Raw genomic sequence first — 15,020 nt, forward strand, 5'->3', positions numbered from 1 at the left:
CGCTTAAGATCTCAAGTTTCAGACGCGATCTGGCAGCAGGAGATACGACATCAAGAGATCAATCTGAAAGACCAGGTAGTAAGCCTTTTTCATTTCAGGCAACACAACTGAAGCCTGAACAGAGCCTGGTGCAGGGTGATGCTCATCGCAACCAACCAGAACCCCTGTCTCATTTCGAACCACGCTTTCGATCCATACCTTCAAACCATTCTATGGACAGGCTGTGCCTCCAACATCCATCCCCTTAAAAATATCATATTTAACATAATATACATTATACGAAGTGATATATTTATAGAGATTGTCGCTATTCAGGACATTCCAAGCTAGCTAAGGCTTACTACTGGTTTAATAAAAGACGGTGAAATTTGCGTGCGCTACGTGAAAAATCTAACGATCTTTAAGGTAAACACTGCCGAACGCGAGTCTGCGCACGACAAAAAACAGGCGGATAAAAATCCGCCTGCTCTGCTGTGTACTGCTTACGTTAAGAAGGAAAATCCGGGAAAGTCTGGAGAAGAAAATCGCTGATCAGGAGATCAGTATCGGCTGTTCAGGTGATTCATAACTGCACACAAGGAATGGTGAAACCGCAACCAGTTCATGGGTTTGATATGACTGAACAATCAGCTCCTGCGCGCCGCAGGTTTTATCTATTTTGGCCAGCACCTGGTAAGGTGCGCCCCGGCATAGCAAACGCCGGTTGCTGCTGTAAAAGTCAGCATCAAGATAGATCTCATCTCCAACGCGAATTTCACGCCAGAGAAAATCCGCTTCAAGAATAAGCTCAGACTGGTCCTGATCGTACATAGATTACGCCTCAAATTGGCACGCGATTATTGTGCGGTCTGAATGAAATACTCAGGCCTCTACAATACTATGACGGATAGCGATATGTACAAGTTCAGAATTGTTATTGATACCCAGTTTGCGCAGGATATTGGCACGATGGGCGTGTACAGTTTTAGGGCTCAGAAACATCTTTTCAGCGATCTGAGCTGCCGATTGCCCCTGAGCGAGGCATGAGAAAATCTGAAACTCACGCTTAGTGAGCTTGTTGAATGGGGAATTACCGTCCGCTGCGCCCGGAGCCAGCATCTCACGAATACTTTCTGCATAGTATGTGCGCCCTTCTGAGACCTCATACACGGCCTTCAGAAGCTCGTCAGGGGCGCAACGCTTGGTCAGATAACCTGACGCACCCGCCTGAACAACATGCGCGGGGAATGGCTCACTTTCCATAACCGTCAGCACCAGGACTTTGGCTTCAGGATCTTTGGCCCTGATCACCCGTATGGCTTCAAGACCACCATAATTCTGAATTCCATCACCTTCAGAGCCATCGGAAGGCATAGAAAGATCCATGATCACCACATCCGGACAAACGGAAAAGTACTTTTCTACCGCTTCCTGGCCACTACTGGCCTCAGCAATGATATCAATCCCGCTGTCATTATCGAGCAGACGCTGAAACCCCGCTCTGACAACAGGATGATCATCAACCAACAATACCTTGATAGCTCTCATGTATAGCTCAGATCCCTTTGAATATTCTATCTATGGGCCAATTATACCGATCAACGATCAGTAATGCAGTGTCTTGATTAAATGTTGTCGTTATTGTTAATCACACTATCAGCCCCGAAATAGACACCGTGTGTATCAATATCCAGTGCTACAGCGGGAGACACATCATCAGAACTCACCACGACAGGCATAGCAACCAGCTCATCACTGTATCCAATAAGCTTGATGCCTTCCTTTTTACAGTGCTGCAGCACTTTTTCAAGCGCTCTGATAACTGCCGTCTGGCGAGTACTCAGATGGCTGTCGCTTGGCTGATCGTCGGAGGGCTTTTTACTGGTAACCTGGCGGGTAGCATACCCCTGCTCGTCAACCAGCTGCAGAGTAATACCAACCAGTTTCTCCTTAACAAGCACCACCTTGGCAAGATTGAAAACAGGCTCATCAGTACAGCAAACAGCACCGTCAGGATCACAACTTTTAATCCCTTCAAGAATCTCTCCGTACGATGAGCCCTTCTCCAGATATGTATCCATAGTCTCAAATATTCAAGTAGTTATGACTTTAACTTAATGTTTTCCAATAGGGAGTGAAGCCGTTCAACCTCACGCTCTTTTTCTTGTAAACGTACCTCAAGCAATGAATCTACACTGCCTGAATTCAGCTTCTGCTCCATCTCACGATAGCGCATATCCTGCTGACTGATCACCTGTTCCAGCTGATGTTTCTCTTTAAAGCTTTGCCGCTCAACGTCGAGCAGCGCGTCTCTCAACTGACGGTTTTCATCCTGCAGAACCTGATTATGTTTTTCAAGCCTTGAAGTCTCCCCTTCAAGGTACTGATTTTTATGCGGATACTCCAGCACTTCCTGCTGATGATTGCCACCACCACTTCGCTCGAGCTGCTCAAGAGTGATCTCAAACTCTTTTATCTGGCGCCGCAGATCCCGATTTTCGGATTCGAGGCGCATCTCTCGTTCATCCTGCGCCAGCTGCTTTTTTTGCAGCTCTGCGATAGCCGCCAGGCTCTGCTGGTTTTCACTCAGAAGCTTATCAGACAAATCCTGCAGGCGGCGCAAGTCATTATGACTCTCGGTATTACGCCCTTCCAGCTCAGCTTTTAGCGCCAGATAACGCTGTTCAAGCTGCTCCCGCTGATCAGACAGCTGGTGCTCAGCATAAGCCAGCGCCTGCTGCCACAGCGTGTTAGCACTATTAAATACCGGCTCAGGAATATCCGGTCGGGCATTCAGTTCAATCAGCCGCTTACCCAGGCCCTGCCACCAGTCATTCAATGCTTTATTAATGGTCGTCAGGCTGCCAACCCCTAACTCATTGCGCACCATCTGCTGGGTGGGCTTTCGCCCCTCAGCAAGCAGATTGTCGGCTATTTCAAATACTTTGTCGTAGGTCTTGGGTGTCATTGTCATGATATTAAAAATACATAATACATATTAGATACTTATCTTATATGAGCAATCCCGACACTACCAGCTGAATCAGCAGAGACACACAAAATAGTGAACTCTCTCCCCGACGACAACGGTTGTTACTTTGACTTCAGCCATTATCGTCTTATGCTGAAACAAAGCCAATGCAGCAGAAGGAGCATGCCATGACAATCAGAGTAGCGATTAACGGGTATGGTCGTATAGGGCGCAATATTCTTCGCGCCCTGTATGAATCAGGTAAGAATAGTCAGATTGAAATTGTTGCCATCAACGACCTGGGGGATAGCCGGGTTAATGCACACCTCACCGAATTCGATAGCGTACATGGTCATTTCAATTATCCGGTCAGCGCCGAAGGCGATACTATGAAGGTGGCTGGAGACAGTATAAAGATCCTCAGCGAAGCCGACCCTCACTCACTCCCCTGGGCCGAGCTTGAGATCGATATCGTTTACGAGTGCACCGGCCGCTTCACCAGCCGCGAGGCCGCCGCGGTCCATCTGGACCAGGGTGCACAGCGGGTACTGGTATCCGCACCAGCCAAAAACGCTGATGCAACCATTGTTTATGGTGTTAACCAGTCGATTCTTAAACCGGAACACAAGGTGATCTCAAACGCCTCCTGCACCACCAACTGCCTGGCACCGGTGGCGAAGATTCTCAATGATCACATCGGTATCAAAGAAGGCATTATGACCACTATCCATGCCTATACCAATGACCAGCATCTTTCCGATGTTTACAGTAACGATATCTATCGGGCCCGGGCCGCCACCCTGTCAATGATCCCTACCCGCACCGGCGCCGCTGAAGCGGTCGGCATCGTTATGCCTGAACTGAAAGGCCGGCTGACCGGAATGGCGGTAAGGGTGCCGACAGCCAATGTATCACTCGTTGATCTCTGCTTTGTGCCACAAAGAAAGACCTCTACAGAAGAGATCAATCAGTTGATGCTGGACGCTTCAAAAAACAGCCTGAAAAACATTCTGGAATATAATGAGCTGCCACTGGTCTCTGTCGACTTCAACCACCACTCAGCCTCATCGATTTTTGACAGCACTCAGACACGGGTAATGGATGGCCTGGTGAAAGTATTTGCCTGGTATGACAACGAATGGGGCTTTTCCAACAGAATGCTGGATACGACCTTAGAGCTGTTCAGAAACAGAGAGACTGATTGAATCAGAGATACAGAGAGATAAGGAGGAATGTGAAACTGGAGCGGAATATCGGGCTCGAACCGACGACCTGAACCTTGGCAAGGTTCCGCTCTACCAACTGAGCTAATTCCGCTTCACTTACCTTTTTTACACCAGATCGGACGATCTGTAAATGGTGCCCGGAGCCGGACTTGAACCGGCACGGCCTTGCAGCCGGGAGATTTTAAGTCTCCTATGTCTACCGATTCCATCATCCGGGCAAAGCAAATATGGAGGCGCGGGTCGGAATCGAACCGGCGTTCACGGAGTTGCAGTCCGCTGCATGACCACTCTGCCACCGCGCCTTTAGGTAAACCATATTACCCTCAACCCTGCCTGAGCAGGATTGGAGCGGAATATCGGGCTCGAACCGACGACCTGAACCTTGGCAAGGTTCCGCTCTACCAACTGAGCTAATTCCGCATGCTTCCGAAGAAGTGGTGCGTATTATAGACAGCTCACTCTTTATGTCAACAACTTTTCCGCTGTAAAAAAGTGCAATCAGATTAATAAGTTAGATCTGTCTACCGATTGATCAGATATCGTCCGTCAGGTCTGGCCAGGCGGCTTTCAGATAGACATACATCGACCAGAGCGTCAGTACTGACGCAATATAGAGCGCCCCGATACCAATCCAGGAAAACAGTGTATAAGGCACAAAAGCGAGCATGATGAAGATCGACAGCATCTGCAACGCTGTTTTCAATTTGCCGATATAGGAGACGGCGATATTGGCGCGCTTACCCAGCTCAGCCATCCACTCACGCAGCGCTGAGATAACAATCTCCCGGCCAATTATGACGATGGCCGGAGCGGTAATCCAGAAAACGGAATAGGTATCAACCAGCAGTACCAGGGCGGTCGCCACCATCAGTTTGTCAGCGACCGGGTCGAGAAACGCTCCAAAGGGCGAAGTCTGATCCAGCCTGCGGGCCAGATAGCCATCAAACCAGTCAGTAACAGCCGCCAGGGCAAACACCAGGGCAGCCGCCATCGGCCCCCAGGCATAGGGCAGATAATAAACCAATACAAAAACAGGAATCAGAACTATGCGCAGCAAAGTCAGGATATTGGGTATTTTCATCGACGTTCAGCTTTCCTGTAAATACGGGACAGAGTTGGCAGTGAATATTTTGCCATTAAGGATCAGGATGCAGGGTAGCATAAATATCTTCGGCAATTTTGCGGCTTATAGTAGAGACTTTTCCAATTTCTTCAATACTTGCGGTTTCAATCGACTGCACACTGCCAAAATGTTTCAGCAGCTCACGGCGCCGCTTAGGTCCAACCCCGGGTATCCCCTCAAGGGATGATTTCCGCCGGGCTTTACCTCTCCTGGCCCGGTGGCCTGTGATAGCAAAACGGTGTGCTTCGTCGCGGATATACTGAATCAGATGCAGCGCCGGTGAATCCGCACGCAGGGCTACTTCAGCACCGCTATCGCCCATAATCAGGGTTTCCAGTCCGGCCTTCCTGTCGCTACCCTTGGCAACCCCGACAATCAGAACCTCATCAATCTGCAGTTCCGCCAGCACTTCAACCGCCTGAGTCACCTGCCCTTTACCACCATCGATCAGCAGAATATCCGGCAGCTTACCCTCGCCTTTTTTCAGCCGGGTATAGCGCCGGGTGAGCGCCTGATGCATCGCGGCATAATCATCACCGCCGGTAATACCTTCGATATTGAAATGTCGGTAATCGGACTTCAGCGGACCATTGCGATCGAATACAACACAGGACGCTACTGTAGCTTCTCCTGAACTGTGACTGATATCAAAGCACTCCATCCTTTGAGGAATAGTATCCAGTTGCAGTACATCCTGTAGCGCCAGATAGCGGTTGTAGATGTTCTGCTTGCTGGCCAGATGGCTTTTCAGATTCTGCTCCGCATTTGTTTGTGCCAGTTTTTGCCAGCCCGATTTATCTGAACGAACCTTGTGCACCAGCGTGACTTTACGGCCACTGCGTTCACTCAGCGCCGCTTCAAGAACCTCACGATCAGCCGCCTCGTCCACGGTGATCAGCAGCGGCGGGATCTCCCGGCCGCTTGCCAGATACCACTGAGCGATAAACGCCGCGAGCAGCTCCTGTGGCGTCTCTTCAATACTGAATTTCGGATGATAGACCTTACTACCGATAATCCGCCCCCCGCGGACAAACAGCATATGCATACAGACTGCGCCCGATTGCTGAGCACAACCAATCACATCGGCATCACCGCTCTGACCGCTGACATGCTGCTGCTCCTGCACCTGCTGCAGACTGGAGATCTGATCACGATAGATGGCTGCGTCTTCAAAATTGAGCGCCTGAGAGGCCTGGTCCATCTGCTCAGCCAATTCATCCATGATGGTATTGTTTTTGCCCTCCAGAAACATCATTGCATGGCGGATATCCGCCTGATACGCCTCCGGCGTTGGAATGCCTACGCAGGGGCCGCTGCAGCGTTTGATCTGATATTGCAGGCAAGGCCTGGAACGGTTTTTGAAGAAACTTTCCTCACACTGACGAATACGAAATACCTTCTGCATAATTGCCAGGCTATCACGCACCGCTCCACTGCTGGGAAAGGGGCCGAAATAGCGTCCCTTTTGCCGCTTTGCCCCCCGGTGAAAGCGGACAGCAGGATACTGCTGCTCGGTAGACACGAAGATATAGGGGTAAGATTTATCATCACGCAGCAGGATGTTATAGGGAGGACGGTTGGTTTTGATCAGATTCTGTTCCAGCAACAGCGCCTCGGTCTCACTGTTGGTGACCGTTACCTGTATATCAGCAATACGGCTGACCAGCGCCTGAGTCTTAATGTTGAGGCCTGTGGAACGGAAATAGCTGCTGACTCTGTTTTTCAGGTTTTTAGCCTTGCCAACATAGAGTATCTCGCCGTTGCTGTTGTACATCTGATAGATACCCGGCCTGCGGGTCAGCCGGGAAAGAAAACTTTTACTGTCAAAGGATGAGCTACCACCCTGCTGATCCTGCTTATTCAGTTCCGCCAGGGAATCGCCATCATCAACAGCGACGCTGTCAGAAGTGCTTTCAGAGCTGCTGTCATCAGACTCTGCACGGTTCAGATCAGGGCGGTTAGTGTCATTATCAGGAATCTCATTCATCCGCGTATTCTAACTGTGCGCCCTTCTATTCCTCAAGGATATTCAATAGCTTATTGGCATCCATATGGTAATGGGTTGCCTCTGTATGAATTTTTTCCAGCTGTTTACGGGTACCATCGGCGATACCCGCCCCACGGGACAAACTAACTTCAAGGTAGACGCTGATCTCAGCATAATAATAGAGCCTGGCATCGAAGCTGCGTGCACGCTTTAACTTAGAGAGCGAGATTTTAGCGCCATTCAGCATAATGGTGTTGATGTCAGAATCACTCATTAGTGGGTGACGATCTTTTTCATTAGGCAGAAGTTGCTGTTGATTCGCGCGTGTACGTGTATTTGCTGCCATAAGACATCCTGATAAAAGTAGAGTAAAGTTATTGGTATCGTATCACTTTATGAGCTTTTCACATCAATGTGAATATATGATTTATGGGCAAAAATCGCAGCCATAACATCGGTCACTCAGCGAAGGGTTCCATTTCGAAATCCACCATCCTTGAGTCAGGCTCAGTGTATCAGCAGGAAGTGATCCGCGATCTGCACTGGCTGATCTACAGCCCTTCACTAATGACTCCTCCGGACAACGAATCTTCCGACTGGCTTTTCAATATCCCAGAGATCGATTCACACCTTGCCAGACTGGATCAAAACCCTCAGCCACTGATAGATGAGTTGCGCCAACAGGCGCAGTTCAGGCTCGGCTATTATTTCGAAGATCTGGTAAGATTTTACATAAAAACTTTCACTCAACCCATTGAACTTAAATACAATATACAAGTATCAAGAGAGAAAGCTACCGTCGGTGAATATGACTTCCTGATGGCTTTGCAGAACAGCATCAACGTGCATATTGAAGCCGCAGTAAAGTTTTATCTGTGCACAACCACTGATGTAAACCACTGCAATCTGAAGGACTTCATCGGCCCTAACCGCTCTGACCGACTGGATCGTAAATGGCAACGGCTCACCGAACATCAGCTGCAGCTGTCGAAAACCGATGCCGGAAAAACTCAGGCGATGGAGCTGGGGCTTCTGCCTGACCGACACTCACTCTTACTACGGGGCTATCTGTTTTACCCCTTCGCCCAGTGGCAGGCATACAACCCTCCTGCCCCGGTCAACCCGGATCATCTTAAAGGCTGGTGGATCAGAGCTTCTGAAACGGATGCTCTGGGGGACCATTATCAGTATATTGTTCTGATGAAGCCCCGCTGGCTGGCCCTGGCCCGCTGCTGTTTTCAGGAAACCCTGTCGCGTGCTGAGCTTGCAGAGATAACTGATCGTAGCATTACCACACCGATGCTGATCGCCCGCCTGGTGTTTAAAGAGAGTCGCTGGCATGAAGCTGACCGGGGTTTTATTGTGCCTGATAACTGGAACTTGCAGATCTGACCCCGATCTGCACTACGTACCCCCACCCGACAGAAAACAGCAGGCACAAAAAAAGCAGCCAGGAGCTGCTCTTTTCAAAAAGACGGCTTATTATTCAGCGCGCTGAGCGGCTTTAGCAGCGTCTTTGGCAATGCATTTACGCAGGTAGTAAATAGCAACGAAGGTTCCAACAACCATTGCAGCAACAATTGCCATGCTGGGTGCGAAAGAGATCATAGTGTATTTATCGGCCATAGAACTGTCCTCATGGGTTATCGTAATCAATGATTACGTATAATTTCAGGTTTATCTGTTTTAGTTATAGGGCGCGATTATAGAGCATCCACCCTCAGGCACAATAGTCAAAAAGATCTATTAATAAATTTCAGGCAGACGCCTATCTACCCAACCCTGGTTTTGAAAACCGCCTGGCAGCTAAGGTTTCGGGACAGATTAAGAATCGAGCCGTTTCACCAGACTGGAGGTATCCCAGCGATTGCCACCCATCTTCTGCACCTCTGAATAGAACTGATCAACCAGCGCAGTTACTGGCAACTGAGCACCATTACTGCGTGCTTCATCCAATGCAATTTTCAGATCTTTACGCATCCAGTCGACGGCGAAGCCGAAATCAAACTGATCATCAATCATAGTCTGATGACGGTTAACCATCTGCCATGACCCCGCAGCTCCATGCTGAATAACATCAAACACAGCGGCGGCATCAAGGCCAGCCTGTTTTGCAAAATGAACTCCTTCAGCCAGCCCCTGGACCAGCCCCGCAATACAGATCTGATTAACCATCTTGGCCAGTTGACCACTGCCTGCCGGGCCGAGTAATTTGGCAGATTTTGCATAGCAATCAATAACCGCCGCCGCTCGTTCATACACCGCGGGCTCGCCACCAATCATGATACTGAGAACACCGTTTTCAGCCCCGGCCTGGCCACCGGATACCGGAGCATCGAGAAACTGAAGCCCTTTGTCGGCAGCGATAACCGCCAGTTCACGGGCGACTTCGGCAGATGCCGTCGTGTGATCAACCAGAATGGCATTCTGAGCCATGCTGCTGAATACCCCCTGAGGCCCTGCAACCACCTGCCGCAGGTCGTCATCATTGCCAACACAGGTAAATACAATCTCTGCATTGCGCGCCGCTTCAGCCGGAGTGGTTGCCCGGTTTCCCTTATACTGCTGACACCACTGCTCAGCTTTTGTCGCTGTGCGGTTGTAGACAGTGACATCATGACCCGCATTGGCCAGATGACCAGCCATCGGATAGCCCATCACTCCCAGACCGATAAATGCAACTTTCATACGTTTTCCTCTCCACCCAAGGGCTGACTATTGCTATGATCAGGGTATTCTATGCTAATGGTATATATTGAAACACCTCTAATTTTCAGGGTCATGTGATGCAATCTGACAAATATACTCGGCGACCAGCAACCCTTTTCATCGGCACGCTTTTGCTATTGCTGTGCACGCTGGCACCGCCGGTATCGGCCACAGAATCATTTTACGACAAACTCAGGGTGACCGATCTTGAGGGTAATACGGCCAATCTGAATCAGCATAAGGGCGGCCTGGTACTGGTTAACTTCTGGGCGACCTGGTGCCCCCCCTGCGTTAAAGAGATGCCTTCATTACAGCGACTACAGCAGCAATTTGACCCCAGTGAATTCAAAGTTGTACTGATTAATCTGGGACAAACCGCAGCCACAGTTAACAGTTTTCTAGAGGAGCAAACTTTCGATTTCGACCTGCCCGTCTATCTTGATGATAAAGGCAGTGCCTTTACTCAGCTGGGCATTGAGGGGATGCCTTCCAGCTTTCTGCTTGATGCCAGCGGCATGCAGATTGAAACCATTAGCGGCGCGCGGGAGTGGGATCACCCGGAAAATATTAAAGCGGTACGCCAACTGATGAGCAGCCTGATGACCGAACATTAAAACAGCTTTCCCGCCGTTTCGGATTACGGACAAGCGCAGCGTTCAGGCATCGGGCTTCTGCTGTTAAATCAATTCGCGTTATAGACCGCTTGTGCTGCCGCAATCGCCTTGCCTGTAGGGATATCTGCCCCCATCGCCGACAAGGTATTTTCCAGCGCACTCAGACAGAGCAGTACATTCTTCTTATTGCACGCAGCCCCCATCAGACCGATACGCCATACCTTACCAGCGAGAGCTCCAAGCCCGGCTCCGATTTCCAGACTGTAATCGGCTAACAGACGGCTACGCACCTCCGCTTCGTCGATCCCCTCAGGCACAAAGACCGAGTTAAGCTGTGGCAGGCGGTAAGGCTCTTCTACGAGGAATCCGATGCCCATCGCTTCCAGACCATCGCGCAACGCATTATGGTGATGACGGTGACGTGCCCAGGCATTCTCAAGCCCCTCTTCTTCCAGCATCACCAGCGACTCATGAAAAGCGTATAACGCATTAACCGGAGCCGTGTGGTGGTATGCTCGTTTCGCACCGCCACCCCAGTAACCCATCACCAGTTTCTGATCCAGGAACCAGCTGGGAGTTTTAGTCTGACGCTTTTCAATCACTTCGATAGCACGCTGATTAAAGCTGATGGGGGAGATCCCTGGCGGACAGGAGAGACATTTCTGAGTTCCGGAATAGACCGCATCGACGCCCCAGCCATCAACATCCAGCTCACTGCCGCCCAGCGATGTCACCGTATCGACAATCGTCAGTGCACCATGATGCTGTGCGATCTGACACAGCGTTTTCGCATCAGACAGAACGCCGGTAGAGGTCTCTGCATGAACAAAAGCCAGAATTTTAACATCAGAATGCGCTGCAAAAGCGGCTTTCACTTTGGCTGGATCCACCGGCTTACCCCAGTCATCCTCAACCATAATCGCTGTGCCGCCGAAGCGCTCAACATTCTCTTTCATCCGCCCGCCAAACACACCATTCTGACAGACGATCACCTTATCACCCGGCTCGACCAGGTTTACAAAACAGGCCTCCATACCGGCAGACCCTGGCGCTGAGATCGGCATTGTCAGCGGGCTTTCGGTTTTGAAAGCGTACTGCAACATCTGCTTTACCTCGTCCATCATGCGAATAAACTCAGGATCGAGATGGCCGATGGTTGGCCGGGAAAGTGCCGCCAGAACCCGCGGATGTACATCAGAGGGGCCGGGCCCCATCAGCGTTCGTTGGGGGGGATAGAAAGAGGTGGTCATAGTCCGTTGCCTTTTGTAATTACTGTACTGAGTGTCTGTTTACCTGTTATTCCAGCGGAACGATCAGGCTGCTTCATCCGCAATGGTTTGAACAATCGCCATAACCATCTCCGCCGAGTGCTTCGCAGCAACCACCAGAAACTGATCAAACGACAGGTTAGACTCTTTACCGGCGATATCGGACAGTGCCCGAATCACAATAAAGGGAACATCAAACTGATAACAGGTTTGTGCAATCGCTGCGGCTTCCATCTCAACCGCCTTCATGGTCGGAAAATGCTCGCGGGTTTTGGCGACCCGCTCAGGGCAGTTCATAAATGAATCGCCGGTAGCAATCAACCCTCTTACGGTTTTAATGTCCGCCATGCGGGAGATACAGCGCTGGGCAACATCCGACAGAAAATTATCGGGAATAAAAGCGGCGGGCAATCCGGGAACCTGACCATGTTCGTAGCCAAACACCGTAACATCCACATCATGGTGACGGACTTCAGTTGAGATCACTACATCACCCACATCCAGCTCAGAAGCAAAACCGCCGGCAGACCCGGTATTGATCACACAGGTAGGTTGAAACTCCTGCAGCATCAGCGTTGTGCCGATCGCAGCATTGACCTTGCCAATTCCAGACTTGAGCAGGACTACCTGGATACCATGCATAGTGCCGGTGTAGAGGCTATAGTCGGCAATCGTATGCTCCTGACGTCCCTCCAGTGTTTGTTTCAGTAGTTCGACCTCTTCGTCCATAGCGCCGATAATACCGATTTTAAGCTGATCAGACTGAGCGTGCAGGCGCTCAGCAAAGGAGGTGTTGTTGGTCATTCAGGTGATTCCATCACGGCTAGTGTAAAAGTGCGTATTTTTAAGGGTTAAGGATACGCAAATTAAACCGGTGGACAATAGTCAAAAAGCAGAAAAAGACAATAAAACCATCAGTATTATTCGAGTCTTGCTGCCACTGAACGACACAACGCCAATTCGCACAGTTTCAGGACACCGTTCAGCTACCAAAAACGGGGTTCACTTTCAGGGACACTGGCCTCCTGGCTTGAATTGGCGGCTGCCGGATAGTGCCCCTGCCAGCCAAACTGTGTAAAGAGCTGATCCACCCAGGGCGACACCGGCGCATTGATCTCAATATTCTCATCAGTAAAGGGGTGAACAAACTCCAGTCTGGTGGCCATCAGCAACAACCGATCCAGACCAAAATGGTGACGAAACAGCGCGTTATGTTTGCCATCGCCGTGCTGCGTATCCCCCACCAGAGGGTGAAATATATGTTTCAGATGACGACGAATCTGGTGTTTGCGTCCGGTTTCCGGTTTAACTTCAACCAGCGAATAACGCGCCGCAGGGTATTTGCTGACAGGAATAGGCAGCTCGACAGTGGCCAGGCGACGATAGCGGCTTACGGCATCTTTTGCTGGCTTATTCGGATTAGCCATCTTGTCAGCCACCTTATCAATAATCTCTTTCAGGGGATAATCGATTACCCCCTGCTCCTCTGTATACCCCCGACAGACGCACAGATAGGTTTTCTGCACCCGGCGTTCAGCAAAACAGAGATTGAGCTTATTCGCAGCCTCTGAGGATTTAGCAAAGATCAGCACTCCGGAGGTCGGCCGGTCGAGACGGTGCACCGTAAAGGCTTTAATCCCCAGCTGTTCGCGAATCAGCGCAACCGCATTGGGGGCACGGCGCTCGATAGGACTGGGGTGTACCAGCAAGCCGGCGGGCTTATCGATTGCGAAAAAGTGTTCATCTTCAAAAAGAATATGGATGGGATACATCGTGATACTTACCTGATCTGATCAAGGCGCGCAGCTTAACAATAAATCATCTGATTGCCTATGAACCTATATAAGATGATCCAGTCATACCTATTAACACGTAATACCTGTATGGTTGAAATACCGAAAAAAACCTATATATATACAGTATCCTATAACTTTAAACGGCACCTAAAGCCTTAATATTCAGAGGGATAAAATGCGTAATATCGATACAATGACCGTCCGTTCAGAACAGTCGGTTCTGGCAACCAATAAGGTGATAAGAAACACCTACCTGCTGCTTGCCATGACTCTGGTATTCAGCGCGATGACCGCCGGTATCTCCATGGTCATTAATCCGCCGATGATCTTAGCTTTGGGGGCGATGATCGTGGGTATGATCCTCACCTTTGTTATCGCTAAAAAACAGAATAGTGCGGCGGCACTGCCGCTGGTGTTTGTATTCACCGGCCTGTTTGGCTTTGCCCTGGGTCCGATCCTGAATGCCTATCTTGCCATGAACAATGGCGGCCAGATCGTCATGACTGCGATGGGGATGACTGCAGCGACCTTCCTGGGTCTTTCAGCCTATGTCCTCACCAGCAAGAAAGACTTTAGTTTTATGGGTGGTTTCCTGGCTGCAGGCTTAATGGTTGTGCTGGTATCCATGGTAGTGCTGATCGCCCTGCCATTCTTCGGCATCCACATCCCTGCGCTTAACCTGGCGTTTTCCGCTGCGGTTGTACTGCTGATGTCCGGCTTCATTGTCTATGACACCAGTAACATAGTGAATGGCACCTATACCAACTACATTATGGCCACGGTCAGCCTGTACACAAGCATCTTCAACCTGTTCATCCACCTGCTGCAACTGGTAGGCTTTCTGAGCGACGACTAAGCGTTTCTGTTTAGTTTTCACCTGCTGAAAACAACACACAAAGCCCTGCAATCCTGATAAGATTGCAGGGCTTTTTAGTTTACAGACATCACTATTATGATTTTTTCAATCGTTGTTACCGGGGCTCCCTATAGCTCCCAGGCGTCAGCCAGCGCTTTGCAGTTTTGCAGAAGCGTTTTAAAACTCGGACATAGGATACATCGGGTGTTTTTTTACGCGGATGGTGTTCACAGTGGTTCAGCGTTGGCTGCCCCGCCGCAGGACGAAATCAATATCCCGACCGAATGGACGGCGCTGGCCCGCGAGCATGAACTGGACCTGGTGGTCTGTATCGCAGCCGCAGTCCGGCGTGGGGTTCTCGATGAAAATGAAGCCCGACGCTATGAAAAGAGCGGCCATAATCTCAGTTCCGGCTTTACTCTCTCAGGATTGGGTCAGCTGGCTGAAGCGGGTATCCTCTCCGACCGTGTCGTCACCTTTGGAGCCTGATA

General features: G+C 50.1%; 17 protein-coding genes and 4 tRNA genes. 5 read left to right on the top strand and 16 right to left on the bottom strand.

Features of this window, described 5'->3' with window-relative positions; translation table 11 throughout:
• Positions 1–531 precede the first annotated feature (531 nt).
• From OCU43_RS11080 to OCU43_RS11095, 4 genes are all read right to left on the bottom strand, one after another.
• Positions 532–810, bottom strand: coding sequence for a hypothetical protein (locus OCU43_RS11080; RefSeq protein WP_091358946.1), 279 nt, complete (start codon positions 808–810; stop codon positions 532–534).
• Between the two features lie 51 nt (positions 811–861).
• Entirely contained in the window at positions 862–1,527 is a 666-nt protein-coding gene (locus tag OCU43_RS11085; RefSeq protein ID WP_091358944.1) for a response regulator, read from the bottom strand.
• Positions 1,528–1,604: 77 nt separating this feature from the next.
• Positions 1,605–2,060, bottom strand: coding sequence for a response regulator (locus OCU43_RS11090; RefSeq protein WP_091358942.1), 456 nt, complete (start codon positions 2,058–2,060; stop codon positions 1,605–1,607).
• 20 nt (positions 2,061–2,080) lie between these two features.
• Positions 2,081–2,953 carry a DNA-binding protein gene (locus tag OCU43_RS11095; RefSeq protein WP_091358940.1) on the bottom strand — a complete coding sequence of 291 codons (873 nt, stop codon included), beginning with the start codon at positions 2,951–2,953 and terminating at the stop codon, positions 2,081–2,083.
• A 185-nt stretch (positions 2,954–3,138) separates the two neighbouring features.
• On the opposite strand from OCU43_RS11095, the gene gap reads away from it, so the two are divergent.
• Positions 3,139–4,155, top strand: coding sequence for a type I glyceraldehyde-3-phosphate dehydrogenase (gap, locus tag OCU43_RS11100; protein WP_091359197.1), 1,017 nt, complete (start codon positions 3,139–3,141; stop codon positions 4,153–4,155).
• A 36-nt stretch (positions 4,156–4,191) separates the two neighbouring features.
• Here the strand turns inward: gap and OCU43_RS11105 are convergent.
• From OCU43_RS11105 to OCU43_RS11135, 7 genes are all read right to left on the bottom strand, one after another.
• Positions 4,192–4,267: transfer RNA gene (locus tag OCU43_RS11105), tRNA-Gly, on the bottom strand.
• Positions 4,268–4,307: 40 nt separating this feature from the next.
• A tRNA-Leu gene (locus OCU43_RS11110) sits at positions 4,308–4,394 on the bottom strand.
• A gap of 10 nt (positions 4,395–4,404) precedes the next feature.
• A tRNA-Cys gene (locus OCU43_RS11115) sits at positions 4,405–4,478 on the bottom strand.
• A gap of 42 nt (positions 4,479–4,520) precedes the next feature.
• Positions 4,521–4,596, bottom strand: a tRNA-Gly gene (locus tag OCU43_RS11120).
• A 112-nt stretch (positions 4,597–4,708) separates the two neighbouring features.
• Entirely contained in the window at positions 4,709–5,257 is a 549-nt protein-coding gene (gene pgsA / locus OCU43_RS11125) for a CDP-diacylglycerol--glycerol-3-phosphate 3-phosphatidyltransferase (protein ID WP_091358938.1), read from the bottom strand.
• Positions 5,258–5,312: 55 nt separating this feature from the next.
• Positions 5,313–7,286 (bottom strand): excinuclease ABC subunit UvrC, encoded by a 1,974-nt coding sequence (uvrC, locus tag OCU43_RS11130; RefSeq protein WP_091358936.1) that lies wholly within the window; start codon positions 7,284–7,286, stop codon positions 5,313–5,315.
• Positions 7,287–7,311: 25 nt separating this feature from the next.
• A complete protein-coding gene (locus OCU43_RS11135) occupies positions 7,312–7,632 on the bottom strand; it encodes an excinuclease ABC subunit C (protein ID WP_091358934.1) in 321 nt (106 codons plus the stop codon).
• A gap of 83 nt (positions 7,633–7,715) precedes the next feature.
• Here OCU43_RS11135 and OCU43_RS11140 point away from each other — a divergent pair, with 83 nt between their 5' ends.
• Complete coding sequence (locus tag OCU43_RS11140; protein WP_091358933.1) at positions 7,716–8,678, top strand: DUF1853 family protein; 963 nt, start codon at positions 7,716–7,718, stop codon at positions 8,676–8,678.
• Between the two features lie 90 nt (positions 8,679–8,768).
• On the opposite strand, the gene OCU43_RS11145 is transcribed toward OCU43_RS11140, so the two are convergent.
• Positions 8,769–8,912 carry a hypothetical protein gene (locus tag OCU43_RS11145; RefSeq protein WP_175483535.1) on the bottom strand — a complete coding sequence of 48 codons (144 nt, stop codon included), beginning with the start codon at positions 8,910–8,912 and terminating at the stop codon, positions 8,769–8,771.
• A 198-nt stretch (positions 8,913–9,110) separates the two neighbouring features.
• The gene (locus OCU43_RS11150; protein ID WP_091358931.1) at positions 9,111–9,974 is read right to left on the bottom strand and encodes an NAD(P)-dependent oxidoreductase; all 864 of its coding nucleotides are present in this window, start codon (positions 9,972–9,974) and stop codon (positions 9,111–9,113) included.
• Positions 9,975–10,072: 98 nt separating this feature from the next.
• On the opposite strand from OCU43_RS11150, the gene OCU43_RS11155 reads away from it, so the two are divergent.
• The gene (locus OCU43_RS11155) at positions 10,073–10,609 is read left to right on the top strand and encodes a TlpA family protein disulfide reductase (protein ID WP_091358929.1); all 537 of its coding nucleotides are present in this window, start codon (positions 10,073–10,075) and stop codon (positions 10,607–10,609) included.
• 68 nt (positions 10,610–10,677) lie between these two features.
• Here the strand turns inward: OCU43_RS11155 and OCU43_RS11160 are convergent, their stop codons facing one another.
• The 3 genes from OCU43_RS11160 to OCU43_RS11170 form a co-directional block, all read right to left on the bottom strand.
• The gene (locus OCU43_RS11160) at positions 10,678–11,859 is read right to left on the bottom strand and encodes a pyridoxal-phosphate-dependent aminotransferase family protein (RefSeq protein ID WP_091358927.1); all 1,182 of its coding nucleotides are present in this window, start codon (positions 11,857–11,859) and stop codon (positions 10,678–10,680) included.
• Between the two features lie 63 nt (positions 11,860–11,922).
• Positions 11,923–12,681, bottom strand: coding sequence for a 5'-methylthioadenosine/S-adenosylhomocysteine nucleosidase (gene mtnN, locus OCU43_RS11165; protein ID WP_091358925.1), 759 nt, complete (start codon positions 12,679–12,681; stop codon positions 11,923–11,925).
• A 182-nt stretch (positions 12,682–12,863) separates the two neighbouring features.
• Positions 12,864–13,649 carry a pseudouridine synthase gene (locus OCU43_RS11170; protein WP_091358923.1) on the bottom strand — a complete coding sequence of 262 codons (786 nt, stop codon included), beginning with the start codon at positions 13,647–13,649 and terminating at the stop codon, positions 12,864–12,866.
• 199 nt (positions 13,650–13,848) lie between these two features.
• Between OCU43_RS11170 and OCU43_RS11175 the strand changes: the two genes are divergently transcribed.
• Complete coding sequence (locus OCU43_RS11175; RefSeq protein WP_091358921.1) at positions 13,849–14,529, top strand: Bax inhibitor-1/YccA family protein; 681 nt, start codon at positions 13,849–13,851, stop codon at positions 14,527–14,529.
• Between the two features lie 96 nt (positions 14,530–14,625).
• Positions 14,626–15,018, top strand: coding sequence for a sulfurtransferase complex subunit TusD (tusD, locus tag OCU43_RS11180; protein ID WP_091358918.1), 393 nt, complete (start codon positions 14,626–14,628; stop codon positions 15,016–15,018).
• Positions 15,019–15,020 lie beyond the last annotated feature (2 nt).

It is taken from the genome of Amphritea atlantica (assembly GCF_024347255.1).
Classification (GTDB): Bacteria; Pseudomonadota; Gammaproteobacteria; order Pseudomonadales; family Balneatricaceae; genus Amphritea; species Amphritea atlantica.